An 18,276-nucleotide genomic window follows, 5' to 3' on the forward strand; every position below is an offset into this window, starting at 1 on the left:
CCTCACCGGAAGTCCCGCGACGCCGACCTGACCCTCAGCGACATCGGTGTCAGGTGCTCCGCGACCAGGTTGGTCGCCCCGTCGGAGCGTTCCAGCCGGCCACGCACGACGAGCGCACGGGACGTGCGGGCGACCTTGCGGAACTTCTGCCACAGACCTGCCGAGCAGATGACGTTGAGGAGCCCGGTCTCGTCCTCGAGGGACAGGAACGTGACCCCGCCGGCGGTGCCGGGTCGCTGCCGGTGCGTGACCACACCGGCGACCGCCACCCGTCGACCGATCTCGTGCGTGTACGCCTGCTCGACCCGCAGGACACCGGCCGCATCGAGCCCGTCCCGGACGAACTGCGTGGGGTAGGAGTCCACGGACACGCCCGTCGCCCACACGTCCGCCGTCGCGATCTCGACGTCGCTCAGTCCCGGCAGCGTGGGTGCGCTCACCCCGACCGAGACCCCGGGCAGCGTGTCCGGTCCCTCCTGCGCGAGCGCGCCGGCCGCCCACAAGGCCTCACGGCGAGTCACACCCAGGCACTCGAGCGCTCCTGCTGTGGCCAGGGACTCGAGTTGCGCGGTGGACAGTTGCACCCGCCGCACCAGCTGCCGCAGGTCGGCGAACGGGCCGTGCGAGCGGCGCTCGTCGACCACCCGCTGTGCGACGTCCTCCCCCACCGACCGCACCGACGCCAGCCCGAGCCGGACCGCGAGCGACCGCGCGCCGTCGCCCGTCCGCACCCCCGGAGCAGTGACCGGACCGGTCCCGCTCGGCGTCGGCACGAGCTGCGGCTCACCGCCCGCAGGCGTCGGCCCCAGGCGTTCCACGCAGGCCTGCACGTCGGACGCCTGCACGTCCGGGCGCAGCACCTCCAGGCCGTGCCGGCGGGCGTCCGCGGCCAGGCTCTGCGGCGAGTAGAAGCCCATCGGCTGCGCCGCGAGCAGCCCCGCGTAGAACGCCGCCGGGTGGTACACCTTGAGCCACGCGCTCGCGTAGACCAGGAACGCGAACGAGTACGCGTGCGACTCGGGGAACCCGAAGTCGGCGAACGCCTTGAGCTTGTCGAAGATCTCCTGCCCGGTCTTCTCGTCGATCCCGTGCCCGGCCATGCCGGACATCAGCCGGCCGCGCATCGCCTCCATCCGCTCGGTCGACCGCTTCGAGCCCATCGCCCGGCGCAGCTGGTCGGCCTCGGCGGGCGTGAAGTCGGCGACGTCGATGGCCATCTGCATGAGCTGCTCCTGGAACAGGGGCACGCCCTTGGTCTTGGCCAGCGACTTCTCCAGCAGCGGGTGCAGGTACGTGACGGGCTGGCGGCCGTGCGCGCGCTCGATGTACGGGTGGACCGAGCCGCCCTGGATGGGGCCGGGACGGATGAGCGCGACCTCGATGACGATGTCGTAGAACGTCCGCGGCTGCAGGCGCGGCAGGGTGCCCATCTGGGCGCGCGACTCCACCTGGAACACCCCGACGGTGTCCGCGGCGCTGAGCAGGTCGTACACCCGAACGTCCTCCGCGGGCAGCCCGTGCAGGTCCAGCTCCTTGCCCTCGTGCTCGTGCACGAACCCGAACCCGATCCGCAGCGCGGTGAGCATGCCGAGGCCCAGCAGGTCGAACTTGACCAGCCCCGCGTCCGCGCAGTCCTCCTTGTCCCACTGCAGCACCGTGCGTCCCGGCATCCGCGCCCACTCCACGGGGCACACCTCGATGACGGGCCGGTCGCACATGACCATCCCGCCCGAGTGGATGCCGAGGTGCCGCGGCAGGCGCAGGAACCGGTCCGCCAGGTCGATGACGTGCTCGGGGATCTCGTCGAGATCGCTGGCCGACGGCGGCAGGATCACCGGGACGATGTCGTGGCCGTCGGCGGTGGCCAGACCCGGCGTGTCGACGCCCTTCGGGGCGCGGAGCACCGACGGCGGCTCCCACGTGTTGCCCCACATCGACGCCTGCGTACGCCGGCGCTCGTCGCGCGCGGTGGTGACGGCGACGGGCTGGTCGGGCACCGGCCCGGTGTGGCCGACGTGCGGACGGGGCGGCCGGCGGCTGGAGGACGGCTTCTCGGGCGGCGGCGGCGGGGCCGGTCGCAGGCTCCCCCACCGCTCGATCGACTGCGCCCACGCGTCCTGCTGACCCGCGTCGTACCCGAGCGCCCGGGCGGCGTCCCGGACCGCCGACCGCGGCCGGTAGGAGATGACGTTGGCCACCTGCGCGGCGTGCGTCCGGCCGTGCTTGTCGTAGACGTACTGGATGACCTCCTCGCGACGGGCCGACTCGATGTCCACGTCGATGTCCGGCGGCCCGTCGCGCTCCGGCGCCAGGAACCGCTCGAACAGCAGACCGTGCCGCACCGCGTCCACGGCGGTGACCCGCAGCGCGTAGCAGACCGCGGAGTTTGCGGCGGAGCCGCGGCCCTGCGCCATGATCCCGTTTCGCCGGCAGAAGTCGACCAGGTCGTAGACCACCAGGAAGTACCCCGGGAAACCGAGGTCCTCGATGACCGTCAGCTCGTGCGCGAGCTGCGCGTACGCGCCGGGCACCTTCTCCGACTCCGGCGGCCCGTACAGCTCGAGTGCACCCTGACGGACCAGCTCGCGCAACCAGGTGGCCTCCGTGTGGCCCGGTGGCACCGGGTAGGGCGGGAGCTGCGGCGCGACGAGGGACAGGTCGAACGCGCACTCGTCGGCCAGGTCTGCCGCGGTCACCACGGCCGAGGGGTGCCGACGGTGCAGCGCGAGCATCTCGGTGGCCGAGCGCAGGTGCGCCATCGGGCCGCCGGGCAGCCAGCCGTCCAGGTCCTCCAGCGACGACCGGGCACGGACCGCGGCGAGCGCGGCAGCCAGGTCGGCGTCGCGCGGGGTGGCGTAGTGCACGTTCCCGGTGGCGACGAGCGGGAGCCCGGCATCGGCAGCGAGGTGTGCCAGGGCGTCGGCGCGGTCGGTGTCGTACGGGTCCCCCACCGCGGTGACCTCGACGGCCACGTTGTCACGGCCGAACAGTGCGACGAGCCGGTCGAGCTCGATCCGTGCCGCCTGCACCCCGGTGGGGCTCACCCCCGCGACCCCCGACGGGTCCCCGCCCGCGAGCGCCCGTCGCACAGATCCCTTGCGGCAGCCGGTGAGCACAAGCCACCGCCCGGCCGCGGTCGCCGCCAGCTCCTCCAACCGGTAGTCCGCAGCGCCCTTCGTGCCGGTCCGCAGGTGTGCCTCCGCGATCGCGCGGGACAGGGCGCGGTAGCCGTCAGGTCCGCGGGCGAGGACGAGCAGGTGCGACGCCCGCGGGTCCGGGACGCCCGTCGGCAGGTCCAGCACCGGCGGCCCCGGGGTGGCTCTGGCCTTCTCCCGAGGGTGCCGACGCCCGTCCGGTGCGGGCAGGTGCAGCTCCGCCCCGAACACGGTCGGCAGCCCGACCGCCTTGGCCGCCTGCGCGAACCGCACCACGCCGTAGAGCCCGTCGTGGTCGGTGAGCCCGAGCGCGCGCAGCCCCAGCCGGGACGCCTCCGCGGCGAGCTCCTCCGGCTGGCTGGCGCCGTCGAGGAAGCTGAAGGCGGAGTGTGCGTGCAGCTCCGCGTACCGCGGCGGAAAGTGAGCAGACGTCTCAGTCATACGTCGCCTCGCACGTCCAGCCGCCCGCCGTGCACGCCAGGAGCACCGCGCGACCGTCGTCGAACGTCACCTGCAGGTGTGCCCGCAGACCGGGGCGGTCGTCGGCAGCCACCCACCACCGTTCGCTCAGCAGCCACGGTCCGGCCCATCCCACGACGGCACGCCGTCCGCCGTCGGCCGACCACACCCAGGCGGGTTCCCCGCGCATCCCGCTGCGCACGTCGAGGACCACCGGCGCTCCCGACGCGTCCCGCACGTCGACCCGCTCGGGCGGGTCCAGGACGGTCGCGGGTGCGGGGTCCGGCAGCCGGCCGGGCCAGGGTCGGTCCACGGGACGTGCCGGCTCGGTCTGCTCACCCCACGGCTGCAGGTGCACCTGGTCACGCACGTCGCGCCCGCCCTGCAGGGTCGCGACGAGGAGCCCCGACCCACCGACGATCCCCTGCACCCGGTCGAGCGCCCGGTGTGCGCGCAGGTCACCGCCTGACGGCCCACCCCACAGCCGTCCCTGCTCGGCCCCTGCCGAGGCGACGTCGAGGGCGGTGACCGCGAGGTGGACCAGACTGATCGCCCGCGAGGCCTCGTCATGCCAGGGGTCGGTCGGCAGGTCGTCGTGCGCCCAGGGGTCCCTGCCCGACGTGACGGCGTCCCGGGCCGTCCGCGCGCGGGCACGGGCGGCGGGGTCGTCGGCCGCACGCGCCCGGGCCGTCTCCACCGCGCTGGAGGCCAGCCACCCCTCCAGCTGCCAGCGGATCCGGTCGGTGATCCGCGCCGGGGTCAGCCCACCCCAGCCGCCGAGGTCGGTGCGCCAGGTCCGCACCAGGTCGGTGCCCTCGTCGGTGCGTGCGGAGATCTGCAGACGGCCGCAGGTCACCGAGTGCTGCACGAGCAGCGCGTGGAGCTCCTCGGCCAGCCGGCGGCCGGCGAACGTCGCCGAGTCGACCCGGTCGAGCGGGGGGTCGAGGTCGGCGGCCACCTCGAGGTCCGCCTCCGGCCGGCGACGAGCGGGTGGGCGCTCGTCGTCCCCGCGTGCGAGCAGCTGCGCCCACGCGCCGAGCCGTCCGAAGCGGGCGTGCACGTCCGTGGGAGGCAGTGCGGCGAGGTGGCCGAGCTGCCGCAGTCCCAGGCGGTGCAGCAGGTCCACCAGCTGGGCCACCGCGGACGCCGCCTCGTCGGTGACCGCCGCGTGCACCAGCTCGTCCATCGCGCGCGGCGCCAGGTAGGCGGCCGACGCCCCCGGGGACACCACCGCACCGGTCCGGGCGGCCAGCACCGCCGCCAGCAGCCCGTCCGCGGTGCCGACCGCGCACTCGTGGCCTGAGCCTTCCGCGACCGCGTCGATGAGCTTCTCCGCCAGGGCGTCCTCGGAGCCGTGGTACCGGCTGGCGCCGCCCGCGGGCAGCAGGAGCATCCCGGCGCGGACCACCTCGATGCCCGCCACCACCGTCTCGGCGGCCGCCGCGACCGGTTCGAACAGCCGCACGTCCCGGGCGTCGTCGGCGGGCAGCAGCACCAGCTCGGGGCAGACCCCCTGCGCCTGCCGACGCCGCATCCCCCGGCGCACGCCTTCCGCCCGCGCGAGGGCGGACACCGCGGTGAGCTGCCGCCCGTCGTGCACCGCGGTCGGCACGTGCGGCGGCACCTCCTCGGACGTCGCGGCGGCCACCACCGGCCAGTCCGGGACCCACAGGACGGTCGTGCGGGTGCTCACCCGACGAGCCTCAGACCGGGCGGCGCCGTGGCCTCGACCCGTGGCTCTGGTGTCGAGCCGATCGGCAGGGTCAGGTCGAGCGCGCGCGGCACGGCGGCGCTCCCCCGCCCGGTGCGGACCAGCCGGATCTCGTGCGTGCGCAGACGCCCCTCACCCGCGTCGATCCCCGTCCACCGGCCCGACTCGACCGTGAGCACCACCGCGGCGCCTGGCCAGTCGACCGTCGACAGGAGCACCGAACCTCGGTCTCGTGCACGTGCGGACAGCTTGCGGCGCTCGGTGTCGGTCAGGGCGGCCTCGGGTCCGACCACCACGACGTCCACACCGTCGAGCAGCGCGGCCACCACGGTCGGCGCCTCGAGGCCCGGGCGCGGGACCACGGCCAGCCGGTCGAGCGACACCCCTGCCTGGGCAGCCGCGAGCAGCCCGATGGTCGGCTGGCCGACGACGGCCGCCCACGCCCCGCCGGCGCACGCGTGCGCGAGCACGGCCAGCACCAGCGACGTCGACCCGGTGACCACCGTGGTGCCACCGCGGCGCAGCCCCTCGGGCAGGATCGGGGCCAGCGGCGGCGGGACCGCCATCGGCGGGCGCTCGCTGGTGATGATCCCGGTGGTCGGCTGCTCGGCGGGGACCTCGGGCCGGTGCGGCAGCGACACCAGCGTGGGGGCGGCGACCGCCTCCGGGTCGGTGTGGCCCACCTCCGTCACGACGGCGGTGCCTCGTCCAGGCGGCCCGGCAGGCTCCTCCATGGCCGCGAGCCCGCCCAGCGGCAGCACGCTGCGCGCCCCCGTGCGCTGCTCGGCGCGCGCGAGCGCGGCCCGCGCGAGCACGGCCCGGTCCTCGCGCGACATGGTGCCGACAGCCATCCCGACAGCCATCCCGACAGCCATGTGACCTCCTCCCGATCAGCCGATGAGAGGGTGCTCCCGGAGACCTCATCGAACATCTGTTCGAAGTATCTCAGTACACGCTGACACTCCGGCACTGTCAATCCGCTGTCGCCCGGTCGGCCGACAGACGGCGTGCCAGCCGCCGCGATGTCGCAGGTCTCGGCTATGTTCTCGTCGCCCGGCAGCGTGGTCGGGGGCGTCCAGCAGAGAGGCACGTCATGCGAGTCGTCGTCGGGACCTACCGCCTCGCGCTGGCGGCGATCGGCCTGCTCGCGCTGTTCTGGGCGCCCAGCACCGGGCTGACGTTCGACCTCGAGGACTACGTCTACTTCACCAACCAGTCCAACCTGCTGCTGGCGGTCGTGATGCTCTGGGGCGGCGTCGCGGTGCTCACCCGACGCAGGGAACCGGCTCCCTGGCTGTTCGGCGCGGTGACCCTCTTCATCCTCATCACCGGGCTGGTCTCCTACCTCATCCTCGACCCGGCGCCCCCCGGCGAGGAGATCGTCGCGCTCGGCCTGACCCGGGACCAGATCGTGCACCGGCTGACGCCGATCGCGGCGTTCGTGCACTTCGTGCTGATGGTCCCGCACCGGAGCCTGCGCATCCGGAACGCGGCGTACTGGCTGCTCTACCCGGTGGCGTACTGCGCGTTCTCCACCCTTCGCGGCGTGCTCAGCCCGGCCAGCGAGTACCCGTACGGGTTCGTCGACGTCTCCGAGCTGGGCTACGGCGGGCTGCTGCTGAACGTGCTGATCTACGGCGTGGGCTTCTTCGTCCTGGGTCTCGCGCTCGTCGGCCTCGACCGGCTCCTGCCGTCCCGGGCGCTCGTCGGGCGCCCGGAGCCCGAGACGACCACGAGCGAGCCGCTGGTCCCCGCGCCATGATGTCGGGATGGCCGTGAACCTCACCCGTCCCGTCGCCCCCGACCCCTACTCGCTGCTCCCGTCGGTCCCCGACTTCACCCTGACCAGTGAGGACATCAGGCCTGGCGAGCGACTCCCCGACATCCACACCAACACCGACGCCGGCAGCAACGTCTCGCCCCAGCTGTCGTGGGAGGGCTTTCCCGACGCCACGCGGTCGTTCATGGTGAGCTGCTTCGACCCCGACGCCCCGGGGCCGGCCGGCTGGTGGCACTGGACCGTGGTCGACGTCCCGGTCACCACCACGTCGCTGGCCAGAGGTGCGGACCTGCCCGCCGGGGCGTTCGCGCTGCGCGGCGACGACGGCGAGGCCCGCTACGTGGGAGCGGCTCCCCCGCCCGGCGACCAGGTGCACCGGTACTTCTTCGTCGTGCACGCCCTCGACGTCCCGTCGCTCGGGCTCGGCCCGGAGACGATGCCGGGCGCCGCGAACACGGCCGTGCTGTTCCACACGCTCGCGCGTGCCGTGCTCGTCGGGACGTACCAGCGGTGACGCTCGGCACGCTGACCTGGGTGCGCGCGCTCGACCGCCCCGACCTGCTCGCCGTCTCCACGCTCGCCGCGATCGAGGCCTGGGTCGCGCAGGATCCGACCGTGGCCGATGCCGTCCTGGTGACGGAGATCGACCCCGCCCTGGCGGACACCGCTGCGCTCACCGAGGCCTATCAGCTGCCGCCGGCGGCGTCCGCCAACTGCGTCCTCGTCGCGGGCCGCCGCGAGGGCGAGGAGCGGGTCGCTGCGGCCGTCGTGCGGGCCACGACACGCGCGGACGTGAACGCCACGGTCAAGCGGCTGCTCGACGTCCGCAAGGCGTCGTTCCTGCCCATGGACCGCGCGGTCGAGGAGTCGGGCATGGAGTACGGCGGCATCACCCCTCTCGGCCTGCCTGCCCGCTACCGCGTGTTGGTGGACGGCCGCGTCGCGGTGGACGACCCCGACGCCGGACCGACCGTCATCATCGGCAGCGGGATCCGTCGCTCGAAGATCGCGCTGCCCGGAGCCCTGCTCGCCGGGGCGCCCGGAGTCGACGTCATCGACGGGCTCGCGCTCGCTTAAACTTTCCTCGAGTAGCATCGGAAACAACTTTACGAGGCTACCGGGGAGGTGAGCATGGGCACCTACGTCACGCAGCCGTGGACGCCACGCGTGACGGACGGCGTCCCGCGCCGATTCACGCGCTCTGGCACCTACCAGGCGTTCGTCCCCGACTCCCTGCTCGACCTCGACGTCCCCCTCGCCCCGCACGCCGTCGCACTGCTGGACGAGGCGGAGGGCCGCGCCCGGGAGGCTGCCGACCTCGCCGTGCACACCGGTCTCGGGCAGATCGGTGACCTGCTCGTGCGATCCGAGGCGGCTGCGTCGTCCCTCATCGAGGGCTACGAGCCGACGCCGCGGGCGGTCGCCGTCGCCGACTTCGTCGCGCGCGGCCGCGAGGCCGCCGTCACGGTCGCCCGCACCCTGCACGCGGTGCGGGCCTCCGTGGAGCGCGCCCTGGATCCGGACGTGTCCCTCGTGCGGGACGTCGTCGAGCTGCAACGACTGATCACCCCCCGGCACGCCGGCGTCCGCGCCGAGCCCGTCTGGATCGGTGGCCGGACACCGCTGGAGGCGCACTACAACGCGCCGCCCCACGAGCTGGTGCCGGAGCTCCTCGAGGACCTGGACGCCTACCTGTCCTCACGCCGGCACCGGCCCGTGCTCGCCGCAGCCCTCGCGCACGCCCAGCTGGAGACCATCCACCCGTTCACCGACGGCAACGGCCGCGCGGGCCGGGTGCTCATCGGGACGGTCCTGGCTCGCTACGGCGTCGCCCCGCAGATCACGCTGCCCGTCAGCACCGCGCTGTTCCGCGACCGCGGGCGCTACTACGCCGCGCTCGACGCGTACCGGCAGGGCGATCAGGGCCTCGCCGTCGTGCAGGTGATCGCCAGAGCCGTCGTCGCCGCCGCCGACGACGCGCTCCGGCTGTCGGGCCAGGTGTCGCACTGGCAGCGCCGGCAGACCGAGGCCCTCGACGCCTACCTGCGGGACAGGTCGTCGACCGGCCGCGTCCGGCGCGGGGTGGCGCACCGGGTGGTCACCGACCTGCCGACGCACCCCGTTCTCGATGCCGCGACCGCCGCGGCCAGGTACCAGGTCACCGCGCTCGCAGCCCGCAACGCCCTGGACTCGCTGGCCGCCGCGGGCGTGCTCCGACCGGACAGGAAGGCGGACCGGACACGGACCGTCTACGTGGCCACCGGGCTGCTGGACCTCATCGCGGAACCAGGCACCGCCGCCGACGCCGACGCCTCCTCGGCCGCCGACGTCCCCGTGGCAGCGCTCGACCCGGAGGTCGAGACCGCGTGCGGTGCCTGGCTCCCCCGCGCAGGGCGGACGTGCCGCCTGCCGCGGGGCCACCGCGGTCAGCACCGCTGACGCGGACGGGGCGGCCGTCGCTAGGGTGCCCGGCATGAGCCGCACGACCCACCGCGTCATCAGGGACCGCGCGGTGTGCCGCGCGCACGGGATCGCGGGCGTGCTGGCGCGACCCGCCTCGGGTGCGCAGTGCGCGGTCGTCGTGATCGGCGGCTCCGAGGGCGGGATGCACGAGCGGGACGCCGTCGCGCTCGCGGAGGAGGGCTTCGCGGCGCTCGCCCTCGCCTACTTCGGCGCCCCCGGCGTCCCGTCCACCCTGCTCGACGTGCCTCTCGAGTACTTCGGCCGGGCGCTCGACCTGCTCGAGGCGCAGGGTTTCGGGCCGGGCTCGATCGGGCTGCTCGGCGGGTCCCGTGGCGGAGAGGCCGCGCTCCTGGTGGGCAGCCGGGACGAGCGGGTCGGGTCGGTGGTCAGCATCGTCGGCAGCGGGGTGGTCACACCCGGCATCGACTACGACGCCGGACGGCTGGACGCGATCCTGCGGTCGTCCGGGCCGGCCTGGACCGTCGACGGCGAACCGTTGCCGTCCCTGCCGTACGAGGTCACGCCCGAGCTCGTCGCGACGATCGAACGCCACGAACCGGTGGCGCTGCGCGACGGGTTCGCCGCGTTGCCGACGGATCCGGACGCGCTGGATCGAATCAGCATCCCGGTCGAGCGCATCCGCGGCGGTGTCCTCCTCGTGGCCGCCGGCGACGACCAGATGTGGGACTCCCCCGCGTACAGCCGGGTCGCCGCCGACCGCCTGGCCGACCACCCGTACCCCTGGGCCAACGTCGTCCTCGACTCCGTCGGGCACCTGATCGCCGGACCACCGGGCGCCATCGCCGGCAGTCTGAGCCCGGGTCCCGGGGTCATGTTCCGCAACGGCGGCGACCCGGTCCTCACGGCGCACGCCCGCACGGAGACCTGGTCGAGGACTCTCGGCTTTCTGCGCTACACGCTGCCCCGGGACGAGCCGGCGTAGGTCAGGGCACCCGGGTCGCCCAGAAGGCGACGGCGGCGGCCGCGGCGACGTTGAGCGAATCCACGCCGCCGGCCATCGGAATCCGGACCACCAGGTCGGACTCCGCGACGGTCACGGGCTTGAGCCCGTGCCCCTCGGCACCCAGCACGAGCGCCAGCCGGTCGGGCGGGTCGGCGATGAGGGCGTCGAGAGTGATCGAGTCATCGGACAGGGCGAGCGCCGCGGTGACGAACCCCGCCTCACGCAGCACGGAGATGCCGTCGGGCCAGGGGTCGATCCGCGTCCAGGGCACCTGGAACACCGTGCCCATCGAGACCCGGACGGAACGCCGATAGAGCGGGTCGGCGCAGCGCGGTGTGACGAGCACGGCGTCGACGCCGAGGGCTGCCGCGGACCGGAAGGCGGCGCCGACGTTGGTGTGGTCGACGATGTCCTCCAGGACGGCGACCCGCCGGGCACCGGCCAGCAGCGAGGGGACCGGCTCCAGCACCGGCCGGTGCATGGCGGCGAGCGCCCCCCGGTGGACGTGGAACCCGGTGATCGCTTCGAGCACGGGCTCCTCGGCGACGTACACCGGAACCACCGCGCCGTCGGCGGGCAGGCCGGCCAGCAGACGCTCGAGGTCGGGGAGCCAGCGCGGCGACAGCAGCACCGACCGCGGTCGGTGGCCCGCGGCCAGCGCGCGTCCGAGGACGGTGGAGCTCTCGGCGATGTACAGGCCCTTGGCCGGCTCCTGGCGCGAGCGCAGCGCGACGTCGGTCAGGGAGACGTAGTCGGCGAGGCGCTCGTCGGCGGGATCGGTGACGGGGTGGAGGGAGGCGACGGGCACCCGGTCATCCTTCCAGCCGGACGACGACCTCCCCGTCGCCCGTCAGCTCGAAGGGCACCCCGTCCACCGAGTACGTCCCGCGGAACCCGCTGACGGGAACGCGCCCCGTGGAGGACGTGCGCAGGGTGGTCGGCGCCAGCCACCACTCGTCCTTCACCAGCCGGCGCAGCGCGTCGTACGCGGGCTTGGGCGTGCCGTCGGCGCGGACGAGCCCCGCCGGTGCGCCGAGCCAGGCGCCCTCGTCGGTGATCCCCCAGTACGTCGCCGCCTGGACGGCCGGGTACCCGAGCAGGGTCCGGTAGTGCCGCTCGAGCTCCTCGGCCTGGCGCGCCTCGCCCTCGGGGGTCGACGGCCACGACGACACCTGGTGGTCGTTGAGGTCCTCGATGTGCGCGGGCATGAGGTCCCCGGACAGCAGCGTCGTCTCCGTCAGGTGCAGCGGCAGTCCGAAGCGCGCGAACCTGTCGAGAACGGCGAGCGTCTTCTCCTCGCCCCAGTAGCCCTGGTGCATGTGGCTCTGCAGGCCGAGGGCGTCGACCTGGATGCCGGCCTCGAGGACACCTTCGATCAGGCACTCGTAGGCGGTGGACATGTCGAAGTCGTTGAGGAGCAGGGTGGCCGACGGGTTGGTCTGCCGGGCCGCGTCGAACGCGAGCCGGATGGTCGGGATGCGCCCCCGGTCCCAGGCGAGCCGGGTGAGGCCGTTGGGCTCCTTGTCGAACACCGGCATGATCACGACCTCGTTGATCACGTCCCAGGTGTCGATCACCCCGGCAAAGTCGGCGACCTCCCGGCGGATCCGGGCGTCCTGGGCGTCGGCGATCTGGTCCGTCGTCAGGTCGAGGAGCCACGGCGCGCCGACGGTGTGCCACGCGAGCGGGTGCCCCTTGACCACCACCCCGCGGTCCGTGAACCAGCGCGCTGCCGTCAGAAGGCGCGCGGTGTCCGGACGTCCGCGGACGGGTTCGAAGCCGCCCCAGTAGAACGGCAGCGTCGCTGCGTTGAAGACGTCGAACCAGAGCTCGGCGAGCGCCGCGGCAGAGCCGACCGAGGCGCCGCCGAACCGGGGCGGCTCGGCGGCGTCGCCCTCCGCGTTGGCGAGCGCGACGAAGTCGAACCCGATGTTGCCGAAGAGGAACGCGTGGCGCTCCTGGGCGACGACGACGTCGGCGTCTGCCAGCGGGTGCCCGTGGGCATCGAGGACCGTGACGACGGCGTCGGCGCGCCGGTGCTGCAGCGTGGGCATCCGGCCAGCCTGCCACGGGTCGAAAACGTTATCGACTCGCCGCCACGCCGGCCTCTCGGTCGACGGCCGGGGCTCGTCGCGCCGCCCGCCCGCCGAGAACCGCGACCACCGCCCCGACGAGCGCGACCACCGGCACCACGAGGAACGCCCGGTGGGTCCCGACGGCGTCGGACAGCGCGCCGAGCGCGAACGGTGCGACGCCGATGGCCAGGCCGCTCGCAAGCGTCGCGCGGGCCTGCATCGCGTCCGTACGGTCGGGCGCCGTGGCGAGCAGGAGCGCGACGGACAGCGGGTACTGCGCGCCGTACCCGAGACCGGCGACGAACAGGCCGACGATCGCGACGGTCGGCGTCGTCGCGGTCCACAGGACCGCCCAGCCGCCGATGGCGACGACGAACGCGACGGCGAGCAGCATCACCGGTGCCACCCGCAGCGACAGCGGCCCGACCACGAACCGGATCGCCGACATCCCCGCCACCAGTCCCGCGGTCGTCGCTGCCGCGATCCCGGGACCGGCACCGGTCCGCTCGAGCACGAGACCGGTCGCCCAGTACGTGGTGGCGAACTCCATCGCGACGGCGGCGACCATCGTCACCAGGAAGCACCAGCCGGGCAGCGTGGTGCGCACCCGGACAGCGCGCGAGGGCGTTCCGTCGGCGACGTGCGGCGCGGTCATCGCACCACCGACCGGGATGCGCGACACGACGATCGCCGCGACGAGGGCGAGCACGACGGTCACCGCGACGGCCGGGCGCCAGCCCCAGCCGATCGCCACGCAGACGCCGACCGCCAGCGGACCGATGAGCCCGATCGACGAGCCGATCCCGTTCCCCTCGGTGAGCGCCGCCGACGCCTTGCCGCCGTGCCGGAGCGCGATACCGGCCTGTGCGGAGCTGATCGCGATGTTGCCCCCGAGCGCCAGTACCACCATCGAGGGCAGGCTCCAGGCGAGCGACGGGGCCGCCACCAGGCCGGACGCGCCGACGGCGATGAGTGCGCAGGCGACGAGGATCGCGGGGCGCCGGCCGCGGCTGCGCACGAACCGCGGCGTGACGAACGCGGCGAGGATGCCGCCGACCGCCATCGCGGTCCCGTGCAGACCGGCCTGCGCGTCGCTGATGCCGAGCTCGTCGGCGAGCAGCGGCACGCTCGGGTTGAAGCTGTAGAGCAGCCAGCCCCAGACCACAAAGCTCCCGTAGAACGCGACCGTCATCCGGTCGCGGGGGAACCCGGTGGTGGTGGGGCTGGGCATGGGCCGAGAGTACGTCCCCCGATCACTCCCCCGATCCCGGGGTCAGTCCACCGGCGCCACCGCCGCGGCGAACTGGCTCGCGTACAGCCGCGCGTACGCGCCCTCGGCGGCGAGCAGCTCGTCGTGCGAGCCCTGCTCCACGATCGCGCCGTCCTCCATGACCAGGATCGTGTCGGCGTCGCGGATGGTGGACAGCCGGTGGGCGATGACGAACGACGTCCGGCCGTGGCGCAGCGCGTTCATCGCCTGCTGGACCAGCACCTCGGTGCGGGTGTCCACCGAGGACGTCGCCTCGTCGAGGATGAGGATCGCCGGGTCGGCCAGGAACGCCCGGGCGATGGTGAGCAGCTGCTTCTCCCCCGCTGAGACGTTGGCGCCCTCGTCGTCGACGACGGTGGCGTACCCGTCGGGCAGCGTCCGCACGAAGCGGTCGACGTGGGTGGCCTCGGCGGCGGCGACGATCTCCTCCTGCGTCGCACCGTCCGCGCCGTAGGCGATGTTCTCGGCGAGGGTGCCGCCGAACAGCCAGGTGTCCTGCAGCACCATCCCCATCTGCGAGCGCAGCGCGTCCCGCGTGAGGTCCCGGGTGTCGATGCCGTCGAGGGTGATCCGTCCACCGTCGACCTCGTAGAACCGCATGAGCAGGTTCACGAGCGTCGTCTTGCCGGCGCCCGTGGGTCCCACGATCGCGATCGTCTGGCCCGGCTCGGCTACCAGCGACAGGTCGCGGATGAGCGGCTTGTCGGGCGAGTAGCTGAAGGCCACGTGCTCGAACGCGACGCGTCCCCGGGTCGGCGCGACGGGCGGCGTGGCGTCCACCGGGTCGGGAGACTGCTCGTCGGCGTCGAGGAGCTCGAACACGCGCTCCACCGACGCGACGCCGGACTGCAGCAGGTTGGCCATCGCCGCGATCTGCGTGATCGGCTGCGTGAACTGGCGGCTGTACTGGATGAACGCCTGCACGTCGCCCAGCGTCATGGTGCCCGACGCCACGCGCAGACCACCGACGACGGCGACGATGACGTAGTTGAGGTTGGCGACGAAGCCGAGCGCCGGCTGGATGATCCCGGAGATGAACTGCGCCCGGAAGCTGGAGTCGTAGAGCTTGTCGTTGCGCTCCGCGAACACCTCGGCCGCCTCGGCCTGCCGCCCGAACACGGTCACGAGCGAGTGGCCCGTGTACATCTCCTCGATGTGGGCGTTGAGCTTGCCGGTCCAGGCCCACTGCTCCATGAACTGCGGGCGGGACCGCTTGGCGATGGCCCCGGCGATGGCGATCGACAACGGCACGGTGACCAGCGCGATCACGGCCAGCAGCGGTGAGATGACGAACATCATCACCAGCACGCCGATCACGGTCAGGACCGAGGTGATGAGCTGCGAGAGCGTCTGCTGGAGCGTCTGCGCGACGTTGTCGATGTCGTTGGTGACGCGGCTGAGCAGCTCGCCGCGCGGCTGGGAGTCGATGTACCGCAGCGGCAGCCGCGACAGCTTGGCCTCGACGTCCCGGCGCATCGCGTAGACGGTCCGCTGCACGACCACGGCGGTGAGCCGCCCCTGCAGCCACCCGAACAGGAACGACCCCACGTAGATGACCAGCACGATCATCAGCAGCTGCCACAGCCGGTCGAAGTCGATGCCGACCCCGGGGACCGCCCCGCTGCCCGCGACGACGTCCGCGAACGTGTCCTCCCCGCTCGCGCGCAGCGCCGTGACGGCCTGGTCCGTGGTGGTGCCCGCCGGGAACGCCTCGCCCAGCTGGGTGCCGATGACGCCGTCGAAGATGATGTTCGTCGCGTCGCCCAGCAGCTTCGGCCCGATGACGGCGAGCACGACCGAGGCGATCGCGAGCACCACGATGAGGGCCAGCGGCGCCCGCTCGGAACGCATCTCGCGCAGGAACCGCTTCGCCGACCCGCGGAAGTTCATCGACTTCTCGGTGGGCATGCCCATGTTCATCATCGGGCCGGGGCCACGACGTGCGGCTGCCGGAGGGAGCCGCCTGGTCTCGGTGCTCATGCCGCCTCCTCCACGCTGACCTGCGAGTACACGATCTCCTGGTAGATCTCCGAGGACTCCAGCAGCTCGGCGTGCGTCCCGACGCCGACCACCAGGCCGTCCTCCATCACGACGATGCTGTCCGCGTGCCGGATCGTGGCGACGCGCTGCGCGATCACCAGCACGGTCGCGTCGCGCGTCTCCGGGGCCAGCGCAGCACGCAGCCGCGAGTCCGTCGCGTAGTCGAGTGCCGAGAAAGAGTCGTCGAAGAGGTAGATGTTCGGCCGTCTGACCAGGGCTCTCGCGATGGCGAGGCGTTGGCGCTGCCCGCCGGACACGTTGGTCCCGCCCTGCGCGATCGGTGCGTCGAGGCCCCCGTCGAGCGCCTCGACGAAGTCGCGTGCCTGGGCGACCTCGAGCGCGTGCCACAGCTCCTCGTCAGACGCCCCCGTCCGCCCGTACTCGAGGTTGGACCGCACGGTCCCGGCGAAGAGGTACGGCTTCTGCGGGATGAGCCCGATCTGTCCCCACAGCTGGTCCGGGCTGAGCGCGCGCACGTCGACGCCGTCGATGAGGACCTCGCCCCCGGTCACGTCGAACAGCCGCGGGACGAGGTTGAGCAGCGTCGTCTTGCCGGCACCCGTGGAGCCGATGATCGCCGTCGTCTTCCCCGGTTCGGCGAGGAGGTCGACCCCGTGCAGGACCGCCCGCTCGGCGCCCGGGTAGCGGAACTCGACGCCGCGCAGCTCGAGCAGCCCGGGCCGCGACTGCGCACCCGTCCGCAGCGTCGCGGGTTGCGCGGGCGGGACGACGGAGGTCCGGGTGTCCAGCACCTCACCGATGCGCTCGGCGGACACGACGGCCCGCGGGACCATCACGAACATCATCGTCGACATCATGACGCCCATGAGGATGTAGGCGATGTACGAGAGGAACGCGGTGAGCTGCCCGATCATCAGGGCGCCCGCGTCGATGCGCTCGGCCCCGAACCACAGGACGGCGACCGTCGTCGCGTTCAGCACCAGCATGACCGCCGGGAACATCAGCGCCATGAGCTTGCCCACGCGCAGCGACGTGTCGTAGAGGTCGGTGTTGGTGGCGGCGAACCGCTCGGCCTCGCGGCGCTCACGCACGAACGCGCGCACCACGCGGACGCCGGCGATCTGCTCACGCAGCACCCGGTTGATGGCGTCGATCCGCTTCTGCATGGACCGGAAGTACGGGATCATCCGCGTGACGATCAGGGCGATGACGATCGCGAGCACGGGCACGGCGACCAGCAGGACCGCGGACAGCCCGACGTCCTCGCGCATCGCCATGATGACGCCGCCGACCAGCAGGATCGGCGCCATGATCATCATGGTGAACGTCAGCAGCACCACCATCTGGACCTGCTGCACGTCGTTCGTCGTGCGCGTGATCAGCGTCGGGGCACCGAACGTCGCCACCTCCTGCGCGGAGAACGTCTGCACGTGCCCGAACAGCCGCTTGCGCACGTCCCGCCCGAACGCCATCGCCGTCCTCGCGCCGAAGTAGACGGCGACCACCGCGGCGAGCACCTGCACGAGGCTGACCGCGAGCATCACGCCGCCGAGCCGCAGGATCTCCGCCGTGTCACCCTTCGCCACGCCGTCGTCGATGATCCGCGCATTGAGGGTGGGCAGGAACAGCGTCGCGATCGTCTGGACCAGCTGCAGCACGATCACGGCGACGACCGCACCCTGGTAGGGCTTGAGGTGCACCTTCAGCAGGGTGATCAGCATCGCCCGCTCCCTTCCGTCAGGACGCCGTGCAGGACCAGGTCGGCCAGCCGGCCGGGATCGGGCGACGGGGTGTCGACGCCCCGGCGCCGGGCCTCGACCGTGCGCATCGTGGCGCCCATGAGCACCGTGGTCAGCAGCTCGATCACGTCGTCCACGGGCAGGCGGAACCGGTCGGCGTCGGGTTCCAGCAGCCACGCGATGGTCGCGTTCACCGCCTCGGCGCCGGCCTGCTGGCGCGCTCCCCACATCCGCACGGCGGCCGCGCGGTGCTCGGCGGGCGGGCGCTCCACTCGTTCGAGCTCGTGCAGCAGCCCCATCCAGCGCATCGACTCGCCGACACGCGCGAGGCCTTGCGCCAGGACGGCAGCGACGCGGTCACGCAGGGGCAGCGAGCGGTCGATGGCCGCGAGCTCGGGGACGGAGTCCGCGGGGTCGACGGCGGCGAGCACCGCCTCACGCACGAGCGTCACCTTGTCGGTGAACACCCGGAACAACGTCCCCTCCGCGACGCCGGCAGCCTCGGCGAGCTCGCGGGAGGTCACGGCCGCCCCACGCTCCAGCAGGACCGGGCGGACGGCGAGCAGGATCGCGGCGCGACGCTGGTCCGGCGGAAGCGGGGCTGCCCGGCCGCGGACCGGACCTGTGGTCATCTGCATCCGCCGACTGTAACTGAGTGA

At 73.3% G+C, this 18,276-nt stretch carries 14 protein-coding genes; 5 read left to right on the forward strand and 9 right to left on the reverse strand.

The annotated features are described in order from the left end of the window. Positions 1–2: 2 nt before the first annotated feature. From ASG23_RS18925 to ASG23_RS18935, 3 genes are read right to left on the reverse strand one after another with little or no spacing between them, the layout of a single operon-like run. Entirely contained in the window at positions 3–3,596 is a 3,594-nt protein-coding gene (locus ASG23_RS18925) for an error-prone DNA polymerase (RefSeq protein WP_056028197.1), read from the reverse strand. Then, positions 3,589–5,307: a DNA polymerase Y family protein gene (locus ASG23_RS18930; protein WP_056028200.1), complete on the reverse strand. Its 1,719-nt coding sequence runs from the start codon at positions 5,305–5,307 to the stop codon at positions 3,589–3,591. The genes ASG23_RS18925 and ASG23_RS18930 overlap by 8 nt, the downstream gene beginning before the upstream one ends. Beyond that, positions 5,304–6,200 (reverse strand): hypothetical protein, encoded by an 897-nt coding sequence (locus tag ASG23_RS18935; protein WP_157465749.1) that lies wholly within the window; start codon positions 6,198–6,200, stop codon positions 5,304–5,306. Before ASG23_RS18935 ends, ASG23_RS18930 begins: the two co-directional genes overlap by 4 nt. A 218-nt stretch (positions 6,201–6,418) precedes the next feature. Between ASG23_RS18935 and ASG23_RS18940 the strand changes: the two genes are divergently transcribed. From ASG23_RS18940 to ASG23_RS18960, 5 genes are read left to right on the forward strand one after another with little or no spacing between them, the layout of a single operon-like run. Further along, the gene (locus ASG23_RS18940) at positions 6,419–7,087 is read left to right on the forward strand and encodes a Pr6Pr family membrane protein (protein WP_056028203.1); all 669 of its coding nucleotides are present in this window, start codon (positions 6,419–6,421) and stop codon (positions 7,085–7,087) included. A gap of 7 nt (positions 7,088–7,094) precedes the next feature. After that, entirely contained in the window at positions 7,095–7,619 is a 525-nt protein-coding gene (locus tag ASG23_RS18945; protein ID WP_056028206.1) for a YbhB/YbcL family Raf kinase inhibitor-like protein, read from the forward strand. Continuing rightward, positions 7,616–8,182, forward strand: a complete 567-nt coding sequence (locus tag ASG23_RS18950; RefSeq protein ID WP_056028209.1) for a YbaK/EbsC family protein — start codon at positions 7,616–7,618, stop codon at positions 8,180–8,182. The genes ASG23_RS18945 and ASG23_RS18950 overlap by 4 nt, the downstream gene beginning before the upstream one ends. Positions 8,183–8,236: 54 nt before the next feature. Then, positions 8,237–9,544 (forward strand): Fic family protein, encoded by a 1,308-nt coding sequence (locus ASG23_RS18955; RefSeq protein ID WP_056028212.1) that lies wholly within the window; start codon positions 8,237–8,239, stop codon positions 9,542–9,544. A gap of 34 nt (positions 9,545–9,578) precedes the next feature. Further along, the gene (locus tag ASG23_RS18960) at positions 9,579–10,511 is read left to right on the forward strand and encodes an alpha/beta hydrolase (protein WP_162242709.1); all 933 of its coding nucleotides are present in this window, start codon (positions 9,579–9,581) and stop codon (positions 10,509–10,511) included. Position 10,512: 1 nt separating this feature from the next. On the opposite strand, the gene ASG23_RS18965 is transcribed toward ASG23_RS18960, so the two are convergent. From ASG23_RS18965 to ASG23_RS18990, 6 genes are read right to left on the reverse strand one after another with little or no spacing between them, the layout of a single operon-like run. Then, entirely contained in the window at positions 10,513–11,340 is an 828-nt protein-coding gene (locus ASG23_RS18965; protein WP_056028218.1) for a TrmH family RNA methyltransferase, read from the reverse strand. A gap of 4 nt (positions 11,341–11,344) precedes the next feature. Then, the gene (locus tag ASG23_RS18970; protein ID WP_056028221.1) at positions 11,345–12,586 is read right to left on the reverse strand and encodes an endo-1,4-beta-xylanase; all 1,242 of its coding nucleotides are present in this window, start codon (positions 12,584–12,586) and stop codon (positions 11,345–11,347) included. 28 nt (positions 12,587–12,614) lie between these two features. Then, positions 12,615–13,838, reverse strand: a complete 1,224-nt coding sequence (locus ASG23_RS18975) for an MFS transporter (RefSeq protein WP_056028223.1) — start codon at positions 13,836–13,838, stop codon at positions 12,615–12,617. A gap of 42 nt (positions 13,839–13,880) precedes the next feature. Beyond that, positions 13,881–15,857, reverse strand: coding sequence for an ABC transporter ATP-binding protein (locus ASG23_RS18980; RefSeq protein WP_056028225.1), 1,977 nt, complete (start codon positions 15,855–15,857; stop codon positions 13,881–13,883). Continuing rightward, positions 15,854–17,599: an ABC transporter ATP-binding protein gene (locus ASG23_RS18985; RefSeq protein WP_056028228.1), complete on the reverse strand. Its 1,746-nt coding sequence runs from the start codon at positions 17,597–17,599 to the stop codon at positions 15,854–15,856. Before ASG23_RS18985 ends, ASG23_RS18980 begins: the two co-directional genes overlap by 4 nt. Further along, positions 17,593–18,255, reverse strand: coding sequence for a TetR/AcrR family transcriptional regulator (locus ASG23_RS18990; protein WP_235521252.1), 663 nt, complete (start codon positions 18,253–18,255; stop codon positions 17,593–17,595). Before ASG23_RS18990 ends, ASG23_RS18985 begins: the two co-directional genes overlap by 7 nt. Between the last annotated feature and the right edge of the window lie 21 nt (positions 18,256–18,276).

The sequence above is a fragment of the Cellulomonas sp. Leaf395 genome (assembly GCF_001424125.1).
In the GTDB taxonomy this organism is placed as follows: domain Bacteria; phylum Actinomycetota; class Actinomycetes; order Actinomycetales; family Cellulomonadaceae; genus Cellulomonas.

Excerpts from the sequence above, each read along its gene's own strand:
- ASG23_RS18925 (WP_056028197.1), bottom strand. The coding sequence starts at position 3,596 with ATGACTGAGACGTCTGCTCACTTTCCGCCGCGGTACGCGGAGCTGCAC.
- ASG23_RS18935 (WP_157465749.1), bottom strand. The coding sequence starts at position 6,200 with ATGGCTGTCGGGATGGCTGTCGGGATGGCTGTCGGCACCATGTCGCGC.
- ASG23_RS18940 (WP_056028203.1), top strand. The coding sequence starts at position 6,419 with ATGCGAGTCGTCGTCGGGACCTACCGCCTCGCGCTGGCGGCGATCGGC.
- ASG23_RS18945 (WP_056028206.1), top strand. The coding sequence starts at position 7,095 with ATGGCCGTGAACCTCACCCGTCCCGTCGCCCCCGACCCCTACTCGCTG.
- ASG23_RS18955 (WP_056028212.1), top strand. The coding sequence starts at position 8,237 with ATGGGCACCTACGTCACGCAGCCGTGGACGCCACGCGTGACGGACGGC.
- ASG23_RS18960 (WP_162242709.1), top strand. The coding sequence starts at position 9,579 with ATGAGCCGCACGACCCACCGCGTCATCAGGGACCGCGCGGTGTGCCGC.
- ASG23_RS18970 (WP_056028221.1), bottom strand. The coding sequence starts at position 12,586 with ATGCCCACGCTGCAGCACCGGCGCGCCGACGCCGTCGTCACGGTCCTC.
- ASG23_RS18975 (WP_056028223.1), bottom strand. The coding sequence starts at position 13,838 with ATGCCCAGCCCCACCACCACCGGGTTCCCCCGCGACCGGATGACGGTC.
- ASG23_RS18980 (WP_056028225.1), bottom strand. The coding sequence starts at position 15,857 with ATGAGCACCGAGACCAGGCGGCTCCCTCCGGCAGCCGCACGTCGTGGC.
- ASG23_RS18985 (WP_056028228.1), bottom strand. The coding sequence starts at position 17,599 with ATGCTGATCACCCTGCTGAAGGTGCACCTCAAGCCCTACCAGGGTGCG.
- ASG23_RS18990 (WP_235521252.1), bottom strand. The coding sequence starts at position 18,255 with ATGCAGATGACCACAGGTCCGGTCCGCGGCCGGGCAGCCCCGCTTCCG.